This window comes from Dinoroseobacter sp. S375 (assembly GCF_049800775.1).
Lineage (GTDB): Bacteria > Pseudomonadota > Alphaproteobacteria > Rhodobacterales > Rhodobacteraceae > Dinoroseobacter.
Genome location: NZ_JBNAFR010000001.1, coordinates 1 through 24797, shown reverse-complemented (window position 1 = coordinate 24797; position 24797 = coordinate 1). Strand labels below are relative to the sequence as shown.

General features: G+C 64.0%; 28 protein-coding genes and 1 tRNA gene. 14 read left to right on the top strand and 15 right to left on the bottom strand.

Annotated elements, in window-relative coordinates:
- Position 1: 1 nt before the first annotated feature.
- The 9 genes from secF (at position 2) to ACP150_RS00105 (ending at position 5701) form a co-directional block, all read left to right on the top strand.
- Positions 2 to 970 carry a protein translocase subunit SecF gene (secF, locus tag ACP150_RS00145; protein ID WP_424964496.1) on the top strand — a complete coding sequence of 323 codons (969 nt, stop codon included), beginning with the start codon at positions 2 to 4 and terminating at the stop codon, positions 968 to 970.
- A complete protein-coding gene (locus ACP150_RS00140) occupies positions 963 to 1715 on the top strand; it encodes a TSUP family transporter (protein WP_424964495.1) in 753 nt (250 codons plus the stop codon). Before secF ends, ACP150_RS00140 begins: the two co-directional genes overlap by 8 nt.
- A 10-nt stretch (positions 1716 to 1725) precedes the next feature.
- Positions 1726 to 2085: an Mth938-like domain-containing protein gene (locus tag ACP150_RS00135; protein WP_424964494.1), complete on the top strand. Its 360-nt coding sequence runs from the start codon at positions 1726 to 1728 to the stop codon at positions 2083 to 2085.
- Positions 2086 to 2129: 44 nt separating this feature from the next.
- Complete coding sequence (gene ccmA, locus ACP150_RS00130) at positions 2130 to 2747, top strand: heme ABC exporter ATP-binding protein CcmA (RefSeq protein ID WP_424964493.1); 618 nt, start codon at positions 2130 to 2132, stop codon at positions 2745 to 2747.
- On the top strand, positions 2744 to 3400 hold the full coding sequence (gene ccmB, locus ACP150_RS00125) for a heme exporter protein CcmB (protein WP_424964492.1): 657 nt from the start codon (positions 2744 to 2746) through the stop codon (positions 3398 to 3400). Before ccmA ends, ccmB begins: the two co-directional genes overlap by 4 nt.
- 56 nt (positions 3401 to 3456) lie before the next feature.
- Entirely contained in the window at positions 3457 to 4188 is a 732-nt protein-coding gene (locus ACP150_RS00120) for a heme ABC transporter permease (protein WP_424964491.1), read from the top strand.
- The gene (gene ccmD / locus ACP150_RS00115; RefSeq protein ID WP_424964490.1) at positions 4188 to 4352 is read left to right on the top strand and encodes a heme exporter protein CcmD; all 165 of its coding nucleotides are present in this window, start codon (positions 4188 to 4190) and stop codon (positions 4350 to 4352) included. Before ACP150_RS00120 ends, ccmD begins: the two co-directional genes overlap by 1 nt.
- On the top strand, positions 4339 to 4875 hold the full coding sequence (locus tag ACP150_RS00110; RefSeq protein ID WP_424964489.1) for a redoxin family protein: 537 nt from the start codon (positions 4339 to 4341) through the stop codon (positions 4873 to 4875). Before ccmD ends, ACP150_RS00110 begins: the two co-directional genes overlap by 14 nt.
- Positions 4876 to 4963: 88 nt before the next feature.
- Positions 4964 to 5701 carry a choice-of-anchor W domain-containing protein gene (locus ACP150_RS00105; protein WP_424964488.1) on the top strand — a complete coding sequence of 246 codons (738 nt, stop codon included), beginning with the start codon at positions 4964 to 4966 and terminating at the stop codon, positions 5699 to 5701.
- Between the two features lie 77 nt (positions 5702 to 5778).
- Here the strand turns inward: ACP150_RS00105 and acnA are convergent, their stop codons facing one another.
- Positions 5779 to 8475: an aconitate hydratase AcnA gene (gene acnA / locus ACP150_RS00100; RefSeq protein ID WP_424964487.1), complete on the bottom strand. Its 2697-nt coding sequence runs from the start codon at positions 8473 to 8475 to the stop codon at positions 5779 to 5781.
- A 218-nt stretch (positions 8476 to 8693) separates the two neighbouring features.
- Here acnA and ACP150_RS00095 point away from each other — a divergent pair, with 218 nt between their 5' ends.
- Complete coding sequence (locus ACP150_RS00095) at positions 8694 to 9398, top strand: DUF1223 domain-containing protein (RefSeq protein ID WP_424964486.1); 705 nt, start codon at positions 8694 to 8696, stop codon at positions 9396 to 9398.
- Positions 9399 to 9420: 22 nt separating this feature from the next.
- Here the strand turns inward: ACP150_RS00095 and nthA are convergent, their stop codons facing one another.
- The 7 genes from nthA to purB form a co-directional block, all read right to left on the bottom strand.
- A complete protein-coding gene (gene nthA / locus ACP150_RS00090; RefSeq protein ID WP_424964485.1) occupies positions 9421 to 10032 on the bottom strand; it encodes a nitrile hydratase subunit alpha in 612 nt (203 codons plus the stop codon).
- Positions 10022 to 10309, bottom strand: coding sequence for an SH3-like domain-containing protein (locus tag ACP150_RS00085; RefSeq protein WP_424964484.1), 288 nt, complete (start codon positions 10307 to 10309; stop codon positions 10022 to 10024). Before ACP150_RS00085 ends, nthA begins: the two co-directional genes overlap by 11 nt.
- Entirely contained in the window at positions 10302 to 10667 is a 366-nt protein-coding gene (locus ACP150_RS00080; protein ID WP_424964483.1) for a ScnB-like protein, read from the bottom strand. Before ACP150_RS00080 ends, ACP150_RS00085 begins: the two co-directional genes overlap by 8 nt.
- 64 nt (positions 10668 to 10731) lie before the next feature.
- Complete coding sequence (locus ACP150_RS00075; protein ID WP_424964482.1) at positions 10732 to 11775, bottom strand: flagellar motor switch protein FliG; 1044 nt, start codon at positions 11773 to 11775, stop codon at positions 10732 to 10734.
- Positions 11776 to 11849: 74 nt separating this feature from the next.
- Positions 11850 to 12383: a tetratricopeptide repeat protein gene (locus ACP150_RS00070; protein ID WP_424964481.1), complete on the bottom strand. Its 534-nt coding sequence runs from the start codon at positions 12381 to 12383 to the stop codon at positions 11850 to 11852.
- A 102-nt stretch (positions 12384 to 12485) separates the two neighbouring features.
- Positions 12486 to 12653, bottom strand: a complete 168-nt coding sequence (locus ACP150_RS00065) for a hypothetical protein (RefSeq protein WP_424964480.1) — start codon at positions 12651 to 12653, stop codon at positions 12486 to 12488.
- Between the two features lie 97 nt (positions 12654 to 12750).
- On the bottom strand, positions 12751 to 14055 hold the full coding sequence (gene purB, locus ACP150_RS00060; RefSeq protein ID WP_424964479.1) for an adenylosuccinate lyase: 1305 nt from the start codon (positions 14053 to 14055) through the stop codon (positions 12751 to 12753).
- Between the two features lie 99 nt (positions 14056 to 14154).
- Between purB and ACP150_RS00055 the strand changes: the two genes are divergently transcribed.
- A complete protein-coding gene (locus ACP150_RS00055) occupies positions 14155 to 14571 on the top strand; it encodes a DUF6314 family protein (protein ID WP_424964478.1) in 417 nt (138 codons plus the stop codon).
- Here the strand turns inward: ACP150_RS00055 and ACP150_RS00050 are convergent.
- From ACP150_RS00050 to ACP150_RS00035, 4 genes are all read right to left on the bottom strand, one after another.
- Complete coding sequence (locus tag ACP150_RS00050) at positions 14568 to 15797, bottom strand: alpha/beta fold hydrolase (protein ID WP_424964477.1); 1230 nt, start codon at positions 15795 to 15797, stop codon at positions 14568 to 14570. The two genes, ACP150_RS00055 and ACP150_RS00050, sit on opposite strands and share 4 nt — an antisense overlap.
- A 154-nt stretch (positions 15798 to 15951) precedes the next feature.
- Complete coding sequence (gene dddP, locus ACP150_RS00045) at positions 15952 to 17274, bottom strand: dimethylsulfonioproprionate lyase DddP (RefSeq protein WP_424964476.1); 1323 nt, start codon at positions 17272 to 17274, stop codon at positions 15952 to 15954.
- 155 nt (positions 17275 to 17429) lie between these two features.
- Positions 17430 to 18836, bottom strand: coding sequence for a type I glutamate--ammonia ligase (glnA, locus tag ACP150_RS00040; RefSeq protein ID WP_424964475.1), 1407 nt, complete (start codon positions 18834 to 18836; stop codon positions 17430 to 17432).
- A 77-nt stretch (positions 18837 to 18913) separates the two neighbouring features.
- Positions 18914 to 19252, bottom strand: coding sequence for a P-II family nitrogen regulator (locus ACP150_RS00035; RefSeq protein ID WP_424964474.1), 339 nt, complete (start codon positions 19250 to 19252; stop codon positions 18914 to 18916).
- A 170-nt stretch (positions 19253 to 19422) separates the two neighbouring features.
- Here ACP150_RS00035 and ACP150_RS00030 point away from each other — a divergent pair, with 170 nt between their 5' ends.
- A complete protein-coding gene (locus tag ACP150_RS00030; RefSeq protein ID WP_424964473.1) occupies positions 19423 to 21057 on the top strand; it encodes an NAD(P)H-hydrate dehydratase in 1635 nt (544 codons plus the stop codon).
- On the opposite strand, the gene ACP150_RS00025 is transcribed toward ACP150_RS00030, so the two are convergent.
- Positions 21043 to 22089 carry a Hint domain-containing protein gene (locus ACP150_RS00025; RefSeq protein WP_424964472.1) on the bottom strand — a complete coding sequence of 349 codons (1047 nt, stop codon included), beginning with the start codon at positions 22087 to 22089 and terminating at the stop codon, positions 21043 to 21045. The genes ACP150_RS00030 and ACP150_RS00025 overlap by 15 nt on opposite strands.
- 139 nt (positions 22090 to 22228) lie before the next feature.
- On the opposite strand from ACP150_RS00025, the gene ACP150_RS00020 reads away from it, so the two are divergent.
- Positions 22229 to 22313, top strand: a tRNA-Leu gene (locus tag ACP150_RS00020).
- Positions 22314 to 22367: 54 nt separating this feature from the next.
- On the opposite strand, the gene ACP150_RS00015 is transcribed toward ACP150_RS00020, so the two are convergent.
- Together ACP150_RS00015 and ACP150_RS00010 are read right to left on the bottom strand one after the other, a co-directional pair.
- A complete protein-coding gene (locus tag ACP150_RS00015; protein ID WP_424964471.1) occupies positions 22368 to 22550 on the bottom strand; it encodes a hypothetical protein in 183 nt (60 codons plus the stop codon).
- A gap of 356 nt (positions 22551 to 22906) precedes the next feature.
- Complete coding sequence (locus ACP150_RS00010) at positions 22907 to 23455, bottom strand: hypothetical protein (protein WP_424964470.1); 549 nt, start codon at positions 23453 to 23455, stop codon at positions 22907 to 22909.
- A 149-nt stretch (positions 23456 to 23604) separates the two neighbouring features.
- On the opposite strand from ACP150_RS00010, the gene ACP150_RS00005 reads away from it, so the two are divergent.
- A protein-coding gene (locus ACP150_RS00005; RefSeq protein WP_424964469.1) for an IS3 family transposase occupies positions 23605 to 24758 on the top strand; the annotation gives its coding sequence in 2 pieces (ribosomal slippage) (positions 23605 to 23866 and positions 23866 to 24758; 1155 coding nt in all).
- The last annotated feature ends 39 nt before the right edge of the window (positions 24759 to 24797 follow it).

The window sequence follows — 24797 nt, the reverse complement described above, 5'->3', positions numbered from 1 at the left end:
CATGCGTCTCAAGCTAGTTCCCACCGAGACCTCCTATGATTTCTTCCGCTACTGGAAGGTCACTTTCGGGGCCTCTGTTGCCGCCGTCATCGCGGCCATCGTGATCTTCGCCGTGGTCGGCCTGAATTTCGGGATCGACTTCCGGGGCGGGACGACCATCCGGACCGAGAGCACGCAAGCGGTCGATGTAGGCGCCTATCGCGACGCCATCGGCTCGTTGGATCTGGGGGATATCTCGATCACCGAGGTGTTCGATCCGACCTTCGGCCCCGAGCGCAACGTGGCCATGGTCCGCATCGAGGCCCAGGAAGGGCAGGAGAGTGTGACACCGGAGACCATCCTCGCCATCGAGGGCGCGCTCCAGTCGGTCTATCCGGACATGACCTTTCCCAGCGTTGAGAGCGTGGGGCCCAAGGTGTCGGGGGAACTGATCCAGTCGGCGATCATCGCCGTGGTGCTCGCGATCGGGGCGGTGCTGCTCTATATCTGGTTGCGCTTCGAATGGCAGTTCTCGGTCGGGGCGGTCGCGGCGCTGGTCCATGACGTGCTCTTGACCATCGGGGTGTTCAGCCTGCTGCAGATCCGGTTTGACCTCGCGATCATCGCGGCGCTGCTGACCATCGTGGGCTACTCGCTCAACGACACGGTGGTCGTGTTCGACCGGGTGCGCGAGAACCTGATCAAGTACAAGAAGAAGACCCTGATGGAGGTGCTCAACCAGTCGATCAACGAGACGCTCAGCCGGACGGTCATGACCTCTGTGACCACGCTGCTGGCGCTGATCTCGCTCTATATCCTCGGCGGGGATGTGATCCGGGGCTTTGTCTTTGCCATGATCTGGGGCGTCATCATCGGAACCTATTCCTCGGTCTTCGTGGCCTCGGCGATCCTGCTCTATCTCGGAGTGAAGCGGGACTGGTCGAAGCCCGATGCCAACAAGGGCAACCAATACGCCAATATCGATGCCTGAGATGCTGGAGGCCGGGCTGGCAACGCCCGGCCTTTTCTGGCTCTGCGGGATTTCGGCGCTGGCGGGCCTGATCTACGGGTTTGCCGGGTTTGGCGCAGCGCTGATCTTCATGCCGCTGGCGACGATCTTCATCGCCCCCTCCCTCGCGGTGGGGGCGTTTTCTTTATCGGCCCTGTCATCGGTGTTCACGGTTGTGCCCGGGGCGCTGCGCGCCGCTGATCTGAAGGCGGCGGGGACGATGCTGGCCGCGGCAGTGCTGGCGACCTTTCCCGGAGTCTGGGTGTTGAATCACAGCTCGGGCGCGGTGTTGCAATGGGCGGTTTCGGGTGTGGTGATCGCGACGCTCATCGCGCTGATCGCGGGGCTGCGCTACACCCGTGCGCCGGGGCCGCGCACATGGTTGTCGGTGGGTACGGGTGTCGGGTTTCTCGGCGGAGCCACGGGGCTCAACGGGCCGGTGATGGTGCTCTTTCAGCTCGGCGGGCAGGACGAGGCCGCCCGCAGTCGGGCCAATACCATCATCGTGCTGACCTTCAGCTCGCTCGCCTTCCTGCCGGTCATGGCGCTGCAGGGCGCGGTCCCGCCGAGCGCGGTGAGCCTTGGGCTTTTCCTGCTGATCCCCTATGCCATCGGCACCACAGTGGGGCGGATGCTGTTCACGCCCGCGCGCGCCGGGCTATACCGCGTCACCGCCTATGTTATTATCGCAGCCGCCGCGATCCTCGGCCTGCCGATCGAATTCTGAAGGAGCCGCCATGCGCTTGAACGAAGTTGTCTATTCCGACGCCCAGCCGGTCGAGGGCTATGGCCCCGGCTTCTTTCGTGTGGGCGGTGAGGTGCATCAGGGCGCGCTCTATCTCTCGCCCGCCGGGGTGCAGCGCTGGGGCGGGCTGGAGGATCTGGGCCCGGTCAACGCCGAAGAGATCGACGTGCTCTTTCTCGGCATGGGGGCCGAGATCGCCCATGCGCCCGCCGGGTTCCGCGACGCGGTAGAGGGGCAGGGGATCGGGCTCGAGGTGATGTCCAGCCCGGCGGCCTGCCGGACCTATAACGTGCTTTTGTCCGAGGGACGCCGGGTCGGTCTCGCGCTCTTGCCCGTGGTCGAGACGCCCTGAGGAAATCGCTTTCCCGGAATGCGTGCATCCGCTAAGCCCAAGCCGTGGAATTGCGTGTCGAAAACCTGAGCTGCCAGCGCGGCGGCCTGACCGTCATCGAAGGGGTGAGCTTTGCGCTTGCCCCCGGCGAGGCGGTCGTGCTGCGCGGCCCGAACGGGATCGGCAAGACGACCCTTCTGCGCACGATTGCCGGGCTGCAGCCACCCGTGGCCGGGCAGGTGGACGCGCCCGAGGATGCCATGGCCTATGCGGGCCATGCGGACGGATTGAAAGGGCCGCTCACCGTCACCCAGAACCTCGCCTTCTGGGCGCAGGTCTACGGGGTGGCCGATATCGCCCCGGCGCTGGACCTCTATGCGCTTGGCCCGCTCGCGGACCGGCAGGCGCAGGACCTTTCGGCGGGGCAGAAACGCCGGCTAGGTCTGGCGCGGATGATGGTCACCGGGCGCCCGATCTGGATCCTGGACGAGCCGACGGTCTCGCTGGATGCGGCCAATGTGGCGCTGTTTGGAGAGATGATCTCCGGGCATCTGGCCACGGGGGGCATGGCCCTGATGGCGACCCATATCGAGCTGGGGATCGAGGCGCGGGTGCTGGATCTCGCGCCCTACAAGGCTGCGGCCCCCGCCGAGGAAGCCGAGATCGACGAGGCCTTCCTGTGAAGGCGCTCCTGCTCCGGGATCTGGCCCTAGCGGTCAAGGCGGGCGGAGGCTTTGGCCTGAGCCTCGCCTTTTTCCTGATCGTGACGGTGCTGGTGCCGTTCGGGGTCGGCCCGGATACGGGGATCCTGAGCGAAGTGGCGAGCGGGGTGCTCTGGGTCGGGGCGTTGTTGGCGTGCCTTTTGTCCCTCGACCGGATCTTTCAACTCGACTTCGAGGATGGCTCGCTCGACCTGCTGGTCACGGCTCCGCTGCCGCTGGAGGGTCTGGTGGCGGTCAAGGCGCTGGCCCATTGGCTGACCACGGGGCTGCCGCTCACGCTGCTGGCGCCGGTGTTGGCGGTGCTGCTGAACCTCGACCCGGCAGGGTTCCCCTGGCTGGTGATCTCGCTGGCCGTCGGGACCCCGGCCCTGAGCATGATCGGCACCTTCGGCGCGGCCCTGACCGTAGGGCTGAAACGCGGCGGGCTTCTCTTGTCGCTGCTGGTGCTGCCGCTCTATGTGCCGACGCTGATCTTCGGGGCCGAAACCGTGCGTCGGGCGGTGGACGGTTTCGACATCTCGACCCCGCTTCTCATGCTGGCGGGGATCACCCTCGGCACCATCGCGCTGCTGCCCTTCGCGGCGGCTGCGGCAATCCGTATCAACCTGCGCTAGGCAACGCGGCTTTTGTCGCGTTGCGACCCTCGCGCCAGCACCCTACCTTCGAGCTCATGTCACTCTGGGAATACGCCAATCCGAAGAAGTTCATGCAGACCTCGGCTGCAATCCTGCCCTACACGGCGGGCCTGACGGCGATTTGCCTGCTGGTCGGTCTTGTCTGGGGCTTCTTCTTCACGCCCGATGATTTCCGTCAGGGATCCACCGTGAAGATCATCTATCTCCACGTGCCCTCGGCGATGATGGCGATCAATATCTGGGTGATGATGCTGGTCACCTCGCTGATCTGGCTGATCCGGCGGCACCATGTCTCGGTTCTGGCCGCCAAGGCCGCGGCACCCATCGGCGTGGTGATGACGCTGATCGCGCTCTTTACCGGGGCGATCTGGGGCCAGCCCATGTGGGGCACATGGTGGGAATGGGATCCGCGCCTGACCTCCTTCCTGATCCTGTTTCTCTTCTATCTGGGCTATATCGCGCTCTGGTCCGCGATCGAGAATTCTGACACGGCGGCCGATCTGACCTCGATCCTGTGTCTTGTGGGCTCGGTCTTTGCGGTGCTCAGCCGCTACGCGGCGAATTTCTGGAACCAGGGCCTGCATCAGGGCGCGTCCTTGTCGCTGGACAAGGAAAAGAACGTGGCGGACGTGTTCTATCAGCCGCTGCTCTTCTGCCTTGCCGGGTTTGTCCTGCTCTTTGTGACGCTGCTGTTGCTGCGCACCCGGACCGAGATCCGGACCCGGCGTCTGTCGGCGCTGCGCCTGCGGGAACGGCAGTCCGCGTGATGCCGGATCTCGGGAAATACGCGTTCGAGGTCTCCATGGCCTATCTGGTGTCGCTGACCCTTCTGGGGATCCTCGTGGCACTGACCATCGCCAAGGGACGCAAAGTCCGCGCGCAGTTGCGGGCGTTCGAGAAGGCGCGCAAAGAGGCGAATGAAAAGGCGTAACCTCCTGCTCTTTGGCGGCGCGGTCACGCTCAGCGCCGGAGCAGGCTACCTCTCATCGTCACTGTTGATGCAGCCAGCGCCCCCGGAGCCGGAGCCCGGTGCGCGGGCAGGGCGTCTGGCACCGCCGCTGACCCTGGGCCCCCTGCGGGATCAACCCTTTCTGACCTATCCCGACCTCAAGGCGCCGGGACCCAAGCTGGTCAATTGGTGGGCGAGCTGGTGCGCGCCGTGCCGGGCAGAGCATCCGGCCCTGATGGGCTTGGCCGCCGAGGGGATCCCGATCCACGGGATCACCCATCGCGATCTCGAGGCTGACAGTCTCGCCTTTCTGGCCGAGCTGGGCTCCCCCTTCACCAAGCTCGGGTCCGATGGCACGATGGCGACCTATCGGGACTGGAACCTGACCGGCTTGCCCGAGACCTACGTCCTCAATGGCGAAGGTCGGATCCTGCTGCGATATGCGGGGCCCGTGCTGTCCGACACCGTGCGCGACTACATCCGGCCCGCTTTGGCCGAGGCCTGATCCGCGCGGGTTAACCATGCCCTCTGTCAGAATTGACTCAAATCCCTCCTTTTATTAACCAGAGGGGTGTTAAGTATCAGAGAGTGTGATGATGTATATAAAGATTGCCGCGACCACCGCGGCCCTTCTGCTCGGATCCAGCCTGGGTCAGGCAGCCACCACCAGCAGTTTCGTCGGCGACAGCACCTTCAATGCCCAGTGCAATCAGGGCGTGTCGAATACCGATTGTGAGGCCGCCGTCGGCGAGATCCGGGGCGGGACCGCCGGTCTGGGCGGCGATTGGGAAGTCGGTGTTCAGAACCCGCCGGGCAGCCCGCAGGATGTCCAGCAATGGGCCTGGACCAGCGGCGAGGCGGTGGATTTCACCTTTGCCTATGACGCCCTGGCCGACAGCCTGTCCCTCAGCCTGACCACCCAGAGCGCCTCGGCGAGCTCGACCACGATGGTGGCACCGGATGCGTTCGATGCGATCGATACGCTGTTCATCCGCGCCCGCAGCGAGGATGACACCAACACGATCACCCTGAGCAACATGCTCATCAATGGCATGGCGATCCCGGATCTGGGCTATGTGGGCGGCGGCTCGGCCAATGCCAACTATCTCGCGGTGACCGATCTGGCCTTTGATGACAGCTGGACCCTGACCGGCGACGTGACGGCCGTGTTTGACGGGGCGCTGCCGCCCGAGCGCTCGCGGCTTGATGTGAACTTCAAGATCGCATCGGTCGACGTCGCGCCGATCCCGCTGCCGGCGGCGGCCTGGCTGATGCTGGCCGGGCTCGGTCTGCTGGGCGGCGCTGGGATGCGCGGCTCGCGCCGCGTCTGAGCCCCGCAGAGGCCCCGGGCCGAACAACGCCCGGAACCGGGCAGGGCGCGCATGACGGGCGCCCTGCCCAAGCGGTGTCAGGCTGCGGATTTGGCGAGGTTGCGCAGCACATAATGCAGCACGCCGCCATTCTCGATATATTCGATCTCCACCTCCGTATCGATCCGGCATTTCAACTGGATCTCGCGCGTGGTCCCATCCGCATAGGTGATGGTGCAGGGCATTTCCGACAGGGGCACGATCTCGCCTTCGAGCCCGGTGATGCTCACCGTCTCATCGCCTTTCAGGCCGAGGCTCTTGCGGGTGTCGCCGCCGGTGAATTCAAACGGAATGACCCCCATCCCCACAAGGTTGGAGCGGTGGATCCGCTCAAAGCTTTCGGCGATCACCGCCTTCACACCCAAGAGGCTCGTGCCCTTGGCCGCCCAGTCCCGGCTGGAGCCCGCGCCATATTGCTCGCCGCCGAAGATCACCAGGGGCGTGCCGGCCTCCTGATAGGCCATGGCGGCCTCGAAGACCGAGGTTTGGTCCCCGTCCGGCCCGCGCGTATAGCCGCCCTCGACCCCATCCAGCATCTCGTTCTTGATGCGGATATTGGCGAAGGTGCCGCGCATCATGATCTCGTGATTGCCGCGCCGGGAACCATAGGAGTTGAACTCGCGCGGCTGCACCTGCCGCTCGGTGAGGTAGCGCCCGGCGGGCGTGCTTTCCTTGAACGAGCCCGCGGGCGAGATGTGGTCGGTGGTGATCATGTCGCCGAGAATGGCCAGAACCTTGGCCCCTTCGATGTTGCGGATCGTCCCGGCCTCGGCACCCATGCCCTGGAAATACGGCGGGTTCTGCACATAGGTCGAGCTGGCGGGCCAGTCATAGGTCAGGCTGTCCGTGGTCTCGACGCTCTGCCATTTCTCGTCACCCTTGAAGACATCGGCGTATTTCGTCTGGAACGCCTCGCGGGTGACGGTCTGTTCAACCAGTTCGGCGATCTCCTGCGTGCTGGGCCAGATGTCCTTGAGGAACACGTCCTGCCCGTCCTTGCCCGTGCCGATGGGCTCTGAGGTGAGGTCAATATCCATCGTCCCGGCGAGCGCATAGGCCACCACCAGCGGCGGGGAGGCGAGGTAGTTCGCGCGCACATCCGGGCTTATCCGGCCCTCGAAGTTCCGGTTGCCCGAGAGCACGGCAGTGGCCACCAGATCGCCCTCGGCAATCGCCTCGGAAATCTCGGACTGGATCGGCCCCGAATTGCCGATGCAGGTGGTGCAGCCATATCCCACGAGGTTGAAGCCGATCTTGTCGAAATCCTCCTGCAGGCCCGCGGCCTCCAGATATTGCGACACCACTTGAGAACCCGGTGCCAGCGAGGTTTTCACCCAAGGCTTTCGGTCCAGCCCCAGCTCCACCGCCTTGCGCGCCACAAGACCCGCGCCGATCATCACATAGGGGTTCGACGTGTTGGTGCAGGATGTGATCGAGGCGATCACGACCTTGCCCGAGGCCATGGTGTAATCCTCGCCCTTGACCGGGACGGTCTTGTCCATGGGGCGGTCAAAGGTCTCGGCCATCTCGCGGGCGAAGGCGGTCTTGGCATCGGTCAGCGCCACGAAATCCTGCGGCCGCTTCGGGCCCGAGATTGCGGGCACGATGGTCCCCATGTCGAGATGCAGGGTATCGGTATAGACCGGTGCGTAATCTGCCCCGCGCCACAGCCCGTTCTCCTTGGCATAGGCTTCGACTAGCGCGATCCGCGCCTCGTCGCGGCCCGTGGTGCGCATGTAGCGCAGGGTCTCGCCATCGATCGGAAAGAAGCCGCAGGTTGCGCCGTATTCCGGGGCCATGTTGGCGATGGTGGCGCGGTCCGCGAGGGGCAGCGTGTCGAGCCCGGCGCCGTAGAATTCGACGAACTTGCCGACCACACCCTTGGCGCGGAGCATCTCGACCACCTTCAGCACGAGATCGGTGCCCGTGGTCCCCTCCATCATCTCGCCGGTCAGCTCGAAGCCCACCACCTCGGGGATCAGCATCGAGATCGGCTGGCCGAGCATGGCCGCCTCGGCCTCGATCCCGCCAACGCCCCAACCGAGCACTGCCATTCCGTTGACCATGGTCGTATGGCTGTCCGTCCCCACCAGCGTGTCAGGGTAGGCCACCTCGACCCCGTCCTGATCCGTATCGGTCCAGACGGTCTGGGCGAGATATTCCAGGTTCACCTGGTGGCAGATCCCGGTGCCCGGCGGGACAACGCGGAAATTGTTGAAGGCCGATTGCCCCCATTTGAGGAAGGTATAGCGCTCCAGATTGCGCTCATACTCACGGTCCACATTCATCTGAAACGCGCGCGGATTGCCGAATTCGTCGATCATCACCGAGTGGTCGATGACCAGATCCACCGGGTTGAGCGGGTTGATCTTCTCGGCATCGCCGCCGAGCCCGACTATCCCGTCCCGCATCGCGGCAAGGTCGACCACGGCGGGCACGCCGGTAAAGTCCTGCATCAGGACCCGGGCCGGGCGGTAGGCGATCTCGCGCGGGTTCTGCCCGCCCTGCGACGCCCAGTCGGCAAAAGCCTTGATGTCCTCGACCGAGACGGTCCGCCCGCCATCCTCGAACCGCAGCATGTTCTCCAACACCACTTTCAGCGCTGCGGGCAGGTTCGAGAAATCCCCGAGCCCGGCCTCCTGCGCGGCGGGAATGGAATAGTACGAGACCGACTGGTCCCCGACCTGCAGCGTCTTGCGGGTCTTGGCGGTATCCTGGCCGACGGAAATGGGCATGACATGGCTCCCGGGTTGTGAAGGTGAGGTGGCGTGTTGGTCTTGATATAAGGGGGCTGCGAGCGGGTTCAATATGAGTGTATACTATGGTATGCATGTTTGCCCATCGCGCGCCCCCGATCCCAAGCATTTCAGAAAGCTCTCGAAATCTCGCAATTCCTTGATTGGTGATGTCAGGGGGGCTGGTCTAAATACTGAGACAGAATCGAGGACATGACATGCGCATTACGAGCACGCTATTCGCCCTGTGGACTGCCTTTGCTGTGACGACAGCCGCGCCTGCGGTTGCGGAGGAAAAAATCGTGGTCGTTGAGCTCTTTACCTCGCAAGGCTGCTCGTCCTGCCCGCCGGCGGATGCGCTTCTGGCCAAGCTCGACGAGAATGCGGATGTGATCGCCCTCGCGCTCCATGTGGATTACTGGGACTATATCGGCTGGAAGGACATCTTCGCTGACCCGGCCTATACGGCCCGGCAAAAGGGCTATGCCCGGGCTGCGGGCGCGCGCAGCATCTATACCCCGCAAATGGTGATCGGGGGGCTGGATCACGTGGTCGGATTCAAGCCCATGGATGTCGCCAACACCGTGCAGAAGCATCGCGACGTGCCGGACGGGGCCGAGATTGCCGCGCGTCTGGCGAATAACACCGTGGTCGTAACGCTGGAACCGGGGCGCAAGCGCGGTCAGATGACCGTCAGCCTGATCGGCTACGAGCCCAAGGAAACCGTCAAGATCAAGCGTGGCGAGAATGCCGGGCGGACCATCACCTATACCAATACGGTGCGCGAGATGGTGAGCCTGGGCAAATGGGATGGGCGCAGCAAGAAGACCTTTCGGCATCCCAAGCCCGAAGGCGGTCTGGCTGTTGTGATCGTGCAGGAAGACAAGCACGGGCCCATGGTGGCCGCCGCACGGGTCAGGTAATCCGGCGGCCGCTGGCGGCGCGTCAGAGGCGCGTCACCCCGATCATGCCGTCCCGCGTCACAAGCGCGGCGAGACCCTCCGCATCCAGATCCTCGGTCCCCGCGGGACGCTCCGGCACGACGATATAGCGCATGTCGGCGGTGGAATCGTGCACGCGCACGGTCACGCCCTCGGGCAGGGTGGTGCCGAACTCCGCCAGCACACCGCGCGGATCCCGCACCGTTCGCGAGCGATAGGCGCGGCTTTTGTACCAATCCGGCGGCAGCCCCAGCAGGTTGCGCGGATAGCAGGAGCACAAGGTGCAGACGATGACGTTATGGGTCTCGGGCGTGTTCTCGACCGCGATCAGGTTCAGCGTCCCGATATCATAGCCCATCTCGCGGCAGGCGGCAGAGCCATCGCTGAGCAGCCGGTCGCGAAAAGCCGGATCGGTCCAGGCCCGGGCGACCACGGCGGCGCCATTGGCCGGGCTGCGGGCGTCCATCTCGGTGACCTGCGCGGTCACTTCCGACGGGGTCAGCACACCCTTTTCGATCAGCAACTCGCGCAAGGCGATCTCCGTCAGCTGGGCCTCGGTCAGCGGACCGTCCTGATCCGGGCGATGCGGGTGCGGGTGGGCGTGATCATGGGGCATCGGCGGGCTCCAACCAATGGGCGTAAATCTCGGCATCGAGCGTGTCATCCGGGTGCGGTGCGTCCGCCCCCCAGATCTCGGCCATGGTGAAGCGCACCCGCAAGAGCGGCACCTCCGGCGCGGGCAGGCGATAGGCCAAGAGCTCGGGGTTCGGGAAGGCGGGCAGGCGGCGCTCGATCTCGCCGGTCTTGCCGCGCAGATAACCCGGCGTGCGGATATGGCCCGGCGGGGCCCATGTCTTGACGCGCACGCGCTGGGGCAGGGCGGTGTCAGTCACGGCCGGTCACCTCGCCATAGCTCAGCCCGCGGGCGCGGATCTCGTCGATCTTGGCGGCGATCTCGGTCGGGGTGACGGTCCCGGATTCGATCAGGTTCCGGCGGAGCGAGGCGACCCAGCGCTCGTAATAGCTCATGGTTTCGAACGCTTCCGGTCCCATATCCTCCAGCGCGCGGCGCAGCCCGTCCACGGTGAAGAGCCCCTTGCCCTGGCACAGGATCACCAGCGCATCGACGCGCTTTTCCCAGAGCGCGAAATCATGTTCCTCGGGGAGAACGGGGCCAGCCTCCGCGCCGCCCATGTCGAACCAGCTGCGCGCGGTGAGAGGTGTGTCGGGGGGAGGGGACGTATCATGCATGGCCGCAGCCTAGACCCGGGATCCGCCGCCGACAATGCCCTCCGAGCGTCAGGTGAAAGCCGCGCTATTCTTCCTGCGCGATCAGGGTGATCTCGCCGTCGGATTCCAGCTTGCGGATGGCCATGACCACATCGGTCATGGCGATTTCGCCGTCGCGTTCGGGCACGGCTCCCATTTCAGACATGCTGTCGCGAAGCTGGTCAGCCATGCGTTTGGACATGTTTTCGAGGATGAAGCTGACCACATCCGGATAGGTCTCGCTGCCCGCAGCGAGCGCGCGCACAAGTACGTCGCCGTCAACTTCGCGGGTGATGGCCGGGATATCGCGGGCCGAGACCCGCTCGGTGATATGGGCGAAGGTGAAGATCGCCTTGCGGACCTGATTGGCGAAGCCCTCATCGGTTTCGTCGAGGCTGCTGAGCAGGTCGTCCCGCGTCGCGGCCGCCGTGGAGTTCAGGATATCCCCAAGCCGCGCCACCGGGTCCTTGGTAAAGGCGCTGACCGGTGTGTTCTCGATCCGCACCCGCAGGCTTTCCCCGATCTGGTCCACCAGAACCGGGCTGATCCCGCTTGTCTGGGAAATCGCGAAGGTGATCCGCCGCGCCCGCGCCCCGGGCAGAAGCCCGAGCACATCGGCGGCCTTGCCCACCTTGATCTTGGACAGGATCACCGCGCAAATCTCGGCGCTCTCGCCGTCGATCAGCGGGACGATCGCCTCCGGCTCCATCTCGGAGAGCAGATCCCAGATCGAGGTCTGGCCATTGAGACCGGCCTCCTGCCGGAGGTTCTGGGCCACTTCGTCCGAGATATGTCCCGAAAGCTTCTCAAGCGCGTCGCCAAGCCCCTTGGGGAAGGACAGGCCCAGCTCCTCAAGCTCGCCCAGAAACTCGCCAACCACTGATTGCAGCTCGTCGCGCGTGATCGGTTTCAGCTGCCCCATCTCCTGGGCGAGGGTTGCCTGCTGATGGGCGCTCAGCCCGGTGAGGTCCGGGGCCAGCCCATCCTCGAGAAGAAGACGCAGCACGACAGCCGCTTTCTGCCGCCGTGTCAGCGTCACAAGCGCCCCTCCAGAGGGCGCCTTGGGTTTAGATACAGTGGTCGTGCTCACCCGAAACTCCGCCTGCGCTGTTTCCCACAGGTGTCGCAGGCGAAGCTTAACGCCCGGTTAGGGCAAACAAGATTTTAATAGGCGTAACCGGAGTTTGAGCGCAGCGCCTGCGCCAGCGAGAAGGCCGCCCAGGTCTCGCGCCCGCCGCGCGCCTTGATTTCGCGCAGCTCGGCCTCGGCCTCGGCCCGCTGGCCGATTTCGAGATAGCCCTGCGCGCGGTAGGAGCGCGCCGGGTGATAATCCGGGTCCTGCGCCAGCGCCGCCGCATAATAGGTCATGGCCCCGTCGAGATCGCCGGTCTTGCGGGCGACGAAGCCCTGATAGGTCAGGGCCCGGGGGTCTTGCGGGTTGTCATAGCTCGCCAGCACCTGCAGCGCGCGATCATAGGCTCCGGCATAGGCCAGCTCGCGGACCGCTTCATGGCGCTGGTCATCGCCCAGACTGCTCTGGCTGGAGCTTACGCAGCTGCGGGTTTTCTCGTCCCAGACCGTGCTGCCGCTGCAGCTTGTGGTCGTTTCGGACTTCACCGGCGGGGCGAAATCATCACCTCCGGCGGCAAAACCGGCCGCGGGGGTCAGGCAGAGGCCAACGAGTAGGATCCAGCGCATCGGGTCGCTCCTGTTCATGGGTTTTCCAACAGATAGGCCCGGGGGCGCAAAAGAAAACGGCCCGCCGGGGCGCGCCGTTTTCAAAACTCTTACCCGGTCAGATCAGCCCGAAAGCTGGTCTACACAGGCCTGCGTGGTCGCGTCCCAAGTCTTGCCTTCGGCACAGCTTGCGACGGTCTGTTCCATCTTGTGACCCCAGTTGCACTCGGCCATGGCGAGGCCCGGTGTCAGTGCGAGGATCGCAACCGTAAAAATCGCGGGTAGGCGCATATCGTCTCTCCGTGTTTGAACGACGAAACGGTAGCACGGAAACCCGCCCTGCAAAGCCTTTTTTCGGATATGGCTTTGCGGGGTGCCTATTTCCCCGTCATTCGCCGAAAACGCGGGCGAAAATCGTGTCCACATGCTTGGTGTGATACCCCAGGTCGAACTTTTCCTCGATCTCGGCGGGGCTCAGGGCGGCGGTCACATCCGCATCGGCGAGCAGCTCCTCCTTGAAGTCGGTCCGATGCTCCCAAACCTTCAGCGCGTTGCGCTGCACATAGGTATAGGCGTCCTCGCGGCTGACACCGGCCTGTGTCAGGGCCAGAAGCACGCGCTGGCTCATGACGAGGCCGGGGAACTTGTTCATGTTGTCGAGCATGTTCTCGGGGAAGATCAGCATCTTGTCGACCACCGAGGTCAGGCGGGCGAGGGCGAAATCGAGGGTGATGGTCGCGTCCGGGCCGATCATCCGCTCGACCGAGGAATGCGAGATGTCACGCTCGTGCCAGAGGGCGACATTCTCCATCGCGGGGATCACCGCCGAGCGCACCATGCGCGCGAGCCCCGTCAGGTTCTCGGTCAGAACCGGGTTCTTCTTGTGCGGCATGGCTGAGGAGCCTTTCTGCCCCATGGAAAAGAACTCCGCCCCTTCCAGAACCTCGGTCCGCTGCATGTGCCGGATCTCGACCGCGATATTCTCGATCGAGGAGGCCACGACGCCCATGGTCGCGAAGAACGCCGCATGACGGTCGCGCGGAATCACCTGGGTCGAGATCGGTTCCGGCACGAGGCCGAGCTGCTCGCAGACATGTTCCTCGACCGCCGGGTCGATATTGGCGAAAGTGCCCACCGCGCCCGAGATGGCGCCCGTGGCGATCTCGGCGCGGGCATCGCGCATCCGGGTGAGGTTGCGGTCCATCTCGGCATAGAACCGCGCGAAGGTCAGGCCCATGGTGGTGGGTTCCGCATGGATCCCGTGGGATCGCCCGATCCGCACCGTATCCTTGTGTTCGATCGCCCGGCGCTTGAGCGCGGCCAGAAGCCCTTCGAGATCCTTGATCAGGATGTCGGCGGCGCGGGTGAGCTGCACGTTGAAACAGGTGTCGAGCACATCCGACGAGGTCATGCCCTGATGCACGAAGCGCGCCTCTTCCGAGCCCACATGCTCGGCCAGATGGGTCAGGAAGGCGATGACGTCATGCTTGGTGACGGCCTCGATCTCGTCGATCCGCGCCACGTCAAATTCGACATCCTTGGCTTTCCAGACGGCCTCGGCGTTCTCCTTGGGGATCACGCCCAGCTCGGCCATCGCATCGCAGGCATGGGCCTCGATCTCGTACCAGATGCGGAACTTGGTCTCGGGCGACCAGATGGCAACCATATCGGGACGGGAATAGCGAGGGATCATGTCTGGGCCTTGCGTTTTGAACAGGTTTGCGCGCGTCATACGGGGCATGAGCAGGACGAACAAGGTTGCGGGCCGTCGCAGGCGCGCCAAAGGCGGGACATGATCTCATTTGCAGCATTTGAAGGGGTCTGGCAGATCCAGCGCGAGATTGCCGATGCCCTGAGCGGGCCGGGGCGGTTTACCGGACGAGCGCAGATTTCGCCCATGGGGGCGGGCGCGTTGCGCTATGCCGAGGAGGGGCGGTTGACCCTCGCCCAGGGCACCAGTTTCACCGCCGCGCGCCAGTATCACTGGACCGAGGAGCCCGAAGAGGGGGGCGTCGCGGTGCATTTCGCAGATGGCCGGTTCTTTCACCGCTTCTCGCTGGGCGCGCAGGCAGAGGCGGCGCATTTCTGCGATCCGGACCAGTATGACGTGACCTACGACTTTGCCGACTGGCCCCGCTGGCAGGCGCGCTGGCGGGTGACGGGGCCGCGCAAGGACTATGTCATGACGAGCCGCTACGCCCGCGCCTAGGCCGTGACCTTTGCCGGTTCGGCCAGCTCCGTCACGATCTGGGCGCCGGCCTCCAACGTGCGGTGGACCGGGCATTTATCGGCGATCTCAAGCAGCCGCGTTCTCTGGGCGTCATCCAGATCGCCCTCCAGATGGATGCGCCGCTTGAAGCTGTCGATCCGGTCGTATTCGCCCTTGGCGTCCTGGCCATGGACCTTGTCATGCATCACGTCGACCGACACATGGGTCAGCGGCCAGCCCTTCTGGCGGGCATACATCCGCAAGGTCATCGAGGTGCAGGCTCCAAGCCCCGCCGCCACCAGCTGATACGGGGTCATGCCGCGATTGGTGCCGCCATAGGCGAAGGGCTCATCGGCCTGAATATGGTGGATCGGGCCCGCATTCACATCCTGCAGAAAACCAGCCGGATCGGCTTCGGCCACCCGGGTGATGCCCTCGGGCGCGCCGGGCGGCGGGGCGGGCGGGCGCAGGTCGAGATAGCGTCCGACCCAGGCCGCGATCACTTCGGCGGCGTATTCGGCATCCTCGGCGCGGGTGATCAGGTGATCCGCGTCATCGAGGGTGACAAAGCTCTTAGGGTGCTTGGCGGCGCTGAAGATCTGCGTCGCGTTTTCGATCCCCACCTGCGCGTCTAGCGGTGCATGCAGCACCAGAAGCGCGGCCTTGAGCGCGCCGATCTCGGGGGCGAGCTGTTCGGCGGCCACATCCTCGACAAAGGCCTTCTTGATGTGGAAAGGGCGTCCGCCCAGCTTGACCTCGGCCTCGCCGGTCTGGGCGATCTCTTCGAGGGCATCGGTGAAGTTATGGGTGACATGTTCCGGGTCAAAGGGCGCGCCGATCGTGGCCACGGCCTTGATGCCGGTGATGCCCCGCGCCGCCTTGAGCACCGCCGCACCCCCGAGGCTGTGCCCGATCAGCAGGCTCGGCGCCATGCCCTTCTCGGCCAGCGCTTCGGCAGCCCGATGCAGATCACCCACATTGGAGCTGAAGGTGGTGTTCTTGAACTCGCCGCCGGAATGCCCGAGCCCGGTGAAGTCAAAGCGCAGCACCGCGATCCCCATGGCCGCCAACCGCTGGGCAATGCGCCGCGCCGCCGGAATATCCTTGGAGCAGGTGAAGCAATGGGCAAAGAGTGCGGTGGCCAGATGCGGACCCTCGGGCAGATCGAGGCGCGCGGCGAGGGTGTCGCCAGCGTGACCTGTGAATGTGAGTTTTTCCGTCGGCATGGGGCAGCTCCGTGGTTGGAGCCTGAGAATGGGGCCCGGCGCGGCCTGCGGCAACCCATGTGTCAGCCCCGTCACGCAAGGGTGACGAGGCGTTGGTGGTCTGAAACATATGGGCGGAAGGGCCAGCGCGCCCTGCGCGACGGCCCCCGGGGGATCACAGCCCCAACAGCGCCGGATCGAAGGGATAGCTGGTCAGGTTCTCGGGCCCGTCCTCGGTGACCAGGACCTGATCCTCCAGCTTGATGCAGAAATCGCCATCCTCCTCGCCCACCACAGCCTCGACGCAGAACACCATGCCGGGCTCGACGACGGCGTCAAAGGCGCCGGGGGTGAACTCCTGCTTGTAGGTGATCAGGGGCCATTCATCGCAAAGGCCAACCCCGTGGAACCGGCAGGAATAGCGCCGCGCCTCGTAGCGCGGAGCGAGTTGATGCCCGCCAAAGGTCAGCGCGTCGAAATGGGTCCCGGGCTGCAACAGCGCCATGTTGGTCCGGATATGCTCCACCCCATGCTGCATCGCTGCGATCATGTCCGGGCGGGGGCGGGCGTCTCCGATCCACCAGGTGCGGCTGATGTCGATGCAGATGCCATAGCTGCCGATCAGGTCAGTGTCGAAGGCGAGGATCTCGTTCTTCTGCAACGCGCGCGGCCCGCATTCCTGGAACCAGGGGTTGGTCCGTGGCCCGCTGGCCAGCAGCCGGGTCTCGATCCATTCGCCGCCGCGCTTGATGTTCTCGGCATGCAGTACAGCCCAGATCTCATCCTCGCTCAGCCCCGGGCGGGCGGCGGCGTGCATCTGCGCCACGGCGGTCTCGCAGGCATGCATGGCGCAGCGCATGGCGTGGATCTCGTCCGGTCCCTTTATGGCGCGGGCGCGCTCGGTGAGGGGTTCGCCCTCCTGCACGTCGAACCCCGCCGCTTCGAGCGCCCGCAACCCGCGGATCATGATCTTGTCGACCGCCAATCGCGATCCGAGCCCGCGCGCGGTCAGAACATCGCTGACCTGCGCCGCAAATGCCCGCGCGGCCTCGGGACCTGCCTCCCCATGGGCGAAGTAATACATGGAGGCGCCAGAGCGGATCTCGGCCACCAGAGAATTGTGCTCGGCCAGAAAGGGCGCGTTCTTGTAATCCCACAGGACCATATGCCCATCCGCGCAGACCAGCACGGCCCGAAACGGGTTATGGGTGTTCCAGAGCTGCATGTTCGTGCTGTCGGTCGCATAGCGGATGTTGAGCGGGTCGAACATCAGGAGGCCATCCATGGCGCGGGCCTGAAGCTGGGCGACCAGCCGGTCCAGCCTGTAGCGACGCATGGTCGGCAGGTCGGGCAGGGTCAGCCCGGCTTCCGCCCATTCGTCATAGGCCAACCGCGTCGGCCCGATCTCGATGCGGTCCTGATCATTCGCCGTGCCATCCGCCAGCCGCGCCCCGCGTCCCGGATCGATCTTTCGCGTTTCGGCAAAATGCTGGTGCATGGCGGACCTCCTGCCATCGCAGGGTTCCGCCGGCGGGCCGGGTTGTCCGACAGGATTGCGACCTGTTCCGATGTCGTTTTTGCATGTCCGACGGGCGTGCGGATAAAAAAAGGGCGCCCCGAGGCGCCCTTTCGTATCTGGTCCGGATCCGTGGATCAGCAGCTGTAGTACAGCTTGTATTCCATCGGGTGCGGCGTGTGCTCGTAGGCGTAGATCTCTTCCCACTTGAGCTCCATGTAGCCTTCGATCTGGTCCTTGGTGAACACGTCACCGGCCAGCAGGAACTCGTGATCCTTCTCGAGCTCGTCCATGGCTTCGCGGAGCGAGGCACAGACAGTCGGGATACCGGCCAGCTCTTCCGGCGGCAGATCGTAGAGGTCCTTGTCGGAGGCTTCGCCCGGATCGATCTTGTTGTTGATCCCGTCGAGGCCAGCCATGAGCAGGGCCGCGAAGCACAGATAGGGGTTCGCCGCCGGGTCGGGGAAGCGAGCCTCGACGCGCTTGGCCTTGGGGTTCTCGGCCCACGGGATCCGCACGCAGCCGGAGCGGTTCCGGGCGGAATACGCGCGCAGAACGGGGGCTTCGAAGCCCGGGATCAGACGCTTGTAGGAGTTGGTCGAGGGGTTGGTGAAGGCGTTCAGGGCCTTGGCGTGCTTCAGGATGCCACCGATGAACCACAGCGCTTCCTGAGACAGGTCCGCGTATTTGTCGCCCGCAAAGATCGGCTTGCCGTCCTTGAAGATGGACATGTTCACGTGCATGCCGGTGCCGTTATCGCCTGCGATGGGCTTGGGCATGAAGGTCGCCGATTTGCCATAGGCATGGGCGACGTTGTGGATCACGTATTTGTACTTCTGCAGCTCATCCGCCTGATGGGTCAGCGAGCCGAATATCAGGCCAAGCTCGTGCTGGCAGGAGGCCACTTCGTGGTGGTGCTTGTCGACCTTCATGCCCATGCGCTTCATGGTCGAGAGCATTTCCGAGCGCAGATCCTGCGCCGCGTCGGTCGGGTTGACCGGGAAATAGCCGCCCTTGACGCCCGGACGGTGGCCCATGTTGCCCATCTCGTACTCGGCATCGCCGTTCCAGGCTGCGTCTTGGGCGTCGACCTCGAACGAGACCTTGTTCATCTCGACGGACATGCGCACGTCGTCAAACAGGAAGAATTCCGCCTCGGGCCCGAAATAGGACACGTCACCGATGCCGGAGGACTTCAGGTATGCCTCGGCCTTCTCGGCGGTGCCGCGCGGGTCACGAGCATAGGCCTCGCCCGTGTCGGGCTCAACGATGGAGCAGTGCAGGCAGAGGGTCTTCTCGGCATAGAACGGGTCGATATACGCGCTCTCGGTGTCGGGCATCAGTTTCATGTCCGACTCGTCGATGGATTTCCAGCCAGCAATGGAGGAGCCATCGAACATGAACCCTTCGTCGAGGAAGTCCGCGTCCACTTGGTCGGACATCACCGTCACGTGCTGCAGCTTGCCGCGCGGGTCCGTGAAGCGGATGTCGACATATTCGACGTCCTCGTCCTTGATGGTCTTGAGAACAGCGTCTTTGCTCATGTGACCTTTCCCTTTCAATCGGTTGTGTGGGTTGTTTGTTGTGCTGCGCGGGCGCTGGGCGCGGCCGCGCCGTGCTATCAGAGCGCGTCTTCGCCGGTCTCGCCGGTTCGGATGCGGATGGCTTGTTCGACCGCCGAGACGAAGATCTTGCCGTCCCCGATCTTGTCGGTCTTGGCCGCAGCGACGATGGCGTCAATCGCGCCCTCGGCCTGATCATCGGACAGAACGACTTCGATTTTCACCTTGGGCAGAAAATCCACGACATATTCAGCGCCCCGGTAGAGCTCTGTATGTCCTTTCTGGCGTCCGAAGCCTTTGACCTCGACGACGGAAAGCCCCTGAACACCAATCTCCTGGAGCGCTTCCTTCACTTCATCGAGCTTGAACGGCTTGATGACAGCCTCGATTTTCTTCATCCCCCGACTCCCTCTAATTCCGTGGCCTTTTGCAGAACACTTTCATTTACCCTCCACAATTCGGTAGCGTGGCGGGACTAGGCCGTGTCTTGCGAAAAGACAGACGCTGTCTGCGATTTGTGCAGCATGCCTCAGAAATGGGCAACTGAAAAACAACTGGAAGGGGCGAGATGCCGGACCTCCTCACAGCGGCGCAAATGCGGGCCATCGAGCAGGCCGCGATCGACAGCGGTGCGGTCACCGGGCTGGAGCTGATGGAGCGCGCCGGGCGCGGCGTCGTCGCGGCGATTTTCGAGGAATGGCCTGAGTTGGCGGGATCGCAGCGGGGGCCAGCCCCCGCACCCCCGGAGTATTTCGAGAACAATGAAGAGGGTCGGCAGTGCTTGCGTGCCATGGTGCTGTGTGGCCCTGGCAATAATGGCGGCGACGGGTTTGTGGTGGCGCGGCTGCTGAAGGAGAAGGGCTGGGAGGTCGAGGTCTTTCTATATGGTGACCCGGAGAAGCTGCCCCCGGATGCGCGGACCAATTACGACCGCTGGAGGGCTCTGGGTCAGGTTGCGCCACTGGATGATCAGGTTTTTGATGGAGTGGTCGACGAAGTCAGGAGCGCGGCGCTGTGCATCGATGCGCTGTTCGGAACCGGGCTTGCGCGTCCGTTTCTGCCATTTCGGCGTATGTCGATGGCTCTGACCTCCGGGCCATCGCGTGGCTTGACGGGCAGCCGGCCGAAGGTCGTTGCGGTGGATATCCCCAGTGGTCTCTGCGCGGATAGCGGGCGTTGGCTGGAGGGGGACGCGCCGCCGGGCGTCACTGGGCAGGTCGATCTGACGGTTTCTTTCCACACGCGAAAGCTCGGGCATTGCCTTGAGGACGGGCCTGCCAGCTGCCGGAAAACGGTTGTGGTGGATATTGGTCTGACGGGCAGCTCGGCGGGGGAGGTCGTCCATCTGGCTGAGCCTTCCGGGGGCGCCATCGCAAAGGGTTTGGATCGCCACAAATACAGCCATGGGCATGCCCTTGTGCTGTCCGGTCCCATGGGGCGGTCCGGGGCTGCGCGTTTGGCGGCACGGGGTGCGCTCCGGGTCGGGGCGGGGCTGGTGACGGTGGGCGCGCCGGGGTCGGCGATGATGGAATGCGCGACACAGCTGACGGCGATCATGCTGCGGCGGTGCAAAGGGGCCGAGGATCTGGCGGCGTCGCTGGCGGATGCGCGCCTGAATGCGCTTTGTCTCGGTCCGGGATTCGGCGTGGGGGAGAAAACCCGCGCGCTGGTCCTCGCTGCCCTTGCCGCGAAGCGGGCAACGGTGCTGGACGCGGATGCGCTGACCTCCTTCGCGGATGACCCGCAGGGCTTGTTCAGTGCGCTCCACCCGGATGTGGTTCTGACGCCCCATGGCGGAGAGTTCGCGGGGCTGTTTCCGGATATCGCGGCAGAGCTTGCAGCCCCGCCCATCACGGGGCCCGCCTTTTCCAAGGTCGACGCCACGCGGGAGGCGGCGGTCCGCGCCGGTTGCACGGTGCTGTTCAAAGGGCCCGATACTGTCATTGCCGCGCCCGATGGAAGCTGTGCGATCAATGCCGCCGTCTACGAGCGCGCCGCGCCGTGGCTCGCGACCGCGGGGTCGGGGGATGTGCTGGCCGGGATCATCACGGGACTGCTCGCGCGCGGGTTTGATCCGCAATCCGCAGCGGAGACGGGCGCATGGCTCCATGTGGACGCCGCGCGCGCCTTTGGTCCGGGGCTGATCGCCGAGGATCTGCCCGAAATGCTGCCGCAGGTGTTTCGCGATCTAGGCCTGCAGTAGCACTGCCGTTTCCCAATCCCTGAGCAGGGGGCGCGCGGCGGGGAAGGGCGCCTCCTCAGCCTCGCGCAGCTCCGGGAAGATCTCGAACAGCTCTTCCTGCGCGGCGCGCCCGAGGGTCGAGACCACTGCTGGTCCGGGCCGCAGGCTCTCGGCCCAGATCCCGTCGGCGCGGACAATCTGATGGGCGTCGAACATGAAGTGGTAATAGGTGACGGGGGTCAGGTCGTAGACATGCTGGACCGTGTCGTCATTGACCAGATGCACGGCCGCCGCGAGCACCTCGGTGCTGCCAAAGAGCAGATCGGCGCGCCAATCCTCCATCAGCACCCGGTGCTGCCGCGATACCTGCATGTCCCGGATGGGCAGGCCCGGCGCCAGCGCGCCCGCGCGGATCAGAACCGGGCGGAAGCGCGCATTCCCGGCCAGACGCGCACTGTCGATATGCGCTGCCCCGGCCCAGCGGATGATCTGGGCGCCCGCATCGCGCGTCAGCACCGCATCCCCCTCGCGCAGGGCCTCGACTGGCACAAGACCATCTGGCGTCTCGATCAGCGTGCCCGCGGTGAAACAGGGGGGCTGGGCATAGGTCTCGTGATGCTGCGCGCTCTTGCCCGGACCTTCGGAGGCGCTGACCACCTTGAGCGGTGTTCCCACGGGCGGGAACTTGTCGATGAAGGCGAGCCCTTCGACCGTGCCATAGGCGTTCTTGGCCCCCGGTTCGTTGATGTTGAACCCGATGACCGTATAGGTCTCGTTCCCGTCGGTGACCTGAAGCGTATACTCGGCCTCGACCTTCTGGTTGCCGGAATAGGAGCCACCATTGAAGTCGAGCGGTTCTGCCAGTCGCTGGCTGCCATCGGAATCGGCGAAGTGGTCATCATTGTCCGAGATCGAAACCGGCACCCAGTCCCCGGTGTCGAGCGTGATCTCTTTACCGACAAGGTGCTTGCCATTGCCTTGATTGCCCCCGGAGAGCTGGCCTCCGGTGACGGTCACATGGGTCTCTTCCAAGGCGTAGATTTTGTAGGACAATGCCTGTCGCGCCAAGTTGTTTCAACGTCGTGACCCCGGCCTTACACCAGAGTTCTGAACGTCGCGTTAGTGTCATGAATATCTCCGCGCGACAATTCCCTCTCGCCAGCACGGCGAGGCTTTGCTAATCGGAGCGCGTGCGGGTGTGGCGGAACTGGTAGACGCACCAGATTTAGGTTCTGGCGCCGCAAGGCGTGGGGGTTCGAGTCCCTTCACCCGCACCAGCTCCCGTTGATTTTATTGCGAAGATCCCGGATAGGCGGTTTTGAACCCACCTTCTATCCCACACCCTGTTCGATGTAGAACGGCACTTCGTCTACCTTAACGAAGCTCATGGGGCCTTTTTTGTAGATGTTGATGTGGCCGTCCTTCGCCCAGCGGTAGAGGGTCGCGCGGTTGATGCCGAACGCCTCTTGGGAGTGCACTGGACGGCACGTCACTGGCTTGGGTGCGGCGGGCAAGGTCTATCCTTTCTCCTGCTGCACGGCGCGAGTGGCATCCCGCGCGATTGCCAAAAATGTAGCAGCGGCGACGTCCATCCCATTCGAACATGCAAAGACCTTGCGGAATGCTTCCCACTTGACGTTGTATCCTTGGCTTGAGGAGCTTGACCTGCGCTCCGGCGGTGCGCCCGCGTTTTCTTGTGCGGCTCGCTGACTGCTGTTCTACGGTGTTGGCCCATCGCCTCAGCCATGTGCCCCCCCAATGCAAACAAGTGCTAGAGGGAGCGGGATGGTCCCGCCCCGCACAGGAGGCAAAAGGATGAAACTTCAAATCATCTCTATTGCTCTCCGGATCTTTACAGTGGTGGCCCTTGTCACCAACATCGTCCACCACTGGTGATCGGAGTGGTCGTCCCCCGGAAACAGGGGGCGGCTACCCTGAATGTGGAGTTATAGCTATGAAAGCTCAAGACTGTCTTGCATGGACCGAGGCGACCGGCCTTACCTCTGCACGTCAAGCCGCCCTCGCTCTGGATGCGTCGCGGAACAAAATGCAGTTGTGGTTTGCTGATGCCAAGGCTGGCCGGGAGGTTCCAGTGAACCGTGTGACCCGCCTTGCTATGACGGCGCTGGCTAATCAACTGAAACCTTGGGACGAATACGAAAGATAGGAGAAACGCTATGTCCAAGCGCTTGCACCCTGTCTCTGTCGAGCTGTAGGGCGTTGTCTGTTCCGGGATCTTGGTAGTGGTTCCAAGGCGCAGCACGGCGCCGCCATACAGGCTGTCCAGGTCGAGCCGCCCGGTCCGCAGGTTGCCCAGCTGCTCCACCACCACGGCGCGCGGCAGGGGTTCCAGATCCTCGGTGTCGATCTTCGAAACCGAAACGGCGCGATCGGTTCCGGCCGTGATGTCGTGATCCACGAACTGCCCGAAATAGGTATAGGCAGCCGGGATGTCGCTGTTTGATACCTCGGGCGGATCCTGATCGATTGAGCTACCCCCCGAAATTCGGACACTGACGTAAGCTACGAATTGCTGTCTGCTGATCTTCGACGAAGAGGAGATCAGAGATGTCGAAACGGAAGAACCATTCGCCTGAGTTCAAGGCCAAAGTTGCGCTTGAGGCATTGAAGGGCGAGCGGACGGTTGCTGAGTTGGCAAGCCAGTTTGGCGTTCACCCGACGATGATCCACAGCTGGAAGCGTGCGCTGCTTGAAGGCGCGTCTGGCGTGCTCGAGCGTGGTGGCCGAAAGACGCCGGAAGTGGACGAAGAACAGGTCAAGGACCTGCACGCCAAGATCGGGGAGCTGGCTGTGGCCAATGATTTTCTGTCACGAAAGCTCAAACCGTGGACCGGCAAGTGAGGCGGAAGATGGTTGAACCAGCCAATACCGATCTGTCGATTGGCAAACAGTGCAGGCTGCTGTCGATCTCGCGGTCATCATTCTACTACACGCCCAAGGGCGAGACGGCGATGAACCTGATGCTGATGCGTCAGATCGACGAGCAGTTCCTGGAAACACCGTTCTTCGGTGTCCGGCAGATGACTTGGCACCTGCGCAACGAGGGACATCTGGTCAACGAGAAGCGTATCCGCCGATTGATGCGGCTGATGGGGCTCATGCCGATCTACCAGAAGCCCAACACCAGCAAGGCGGCGAAGGGGCACAAGACGTATCCCTATCTGTTGCGCGGTTTGCGGGTGACCCGGCCCAACCAGGTCTGGGCCGCAGATATCACCTATCTGCCGATGCGGCGTGGGTTCCTGTATCTGGTGGCGGTCATGGACTGGTACACCCGCAAGGTGCTGGCCTGGCGCATATCCAACACGCTGGAAGCAGACTTCTGCGTCGAGGCGCTGAACGAGGCGATCCACCGCTTCGGCCCGCCCGAGATCATGAACACCGACCAGGGCAGCCAGTTCACGTCGTTTGCCTGGACCGACCGGCTGCGGCGATCCGGCGTGCGCATCTCGATGGATGGCAAGGGACGCTTCCTCGACAACATCTTCGTGGAACGGCTCTGGCGAAGCCTCAAATACGAATGCGTCTACCTGCACGCTTGGGAAACCGGATCAGAGGCGACGGCGGGTGTCGGAAAATGGATCGAGTTCTACAACCGCAAGCGCCCCCATTCCGCCCTTGGCGGCCAACCGCCAGCCATGGTCTATTGGCTGAGAAAAGACGAAACCCAACCCGATCAGCAGGAGCAGAGAGTAGCTTAGATCACGCCGGAAACTGTCCAAACATTGGGGAGTAGCTCA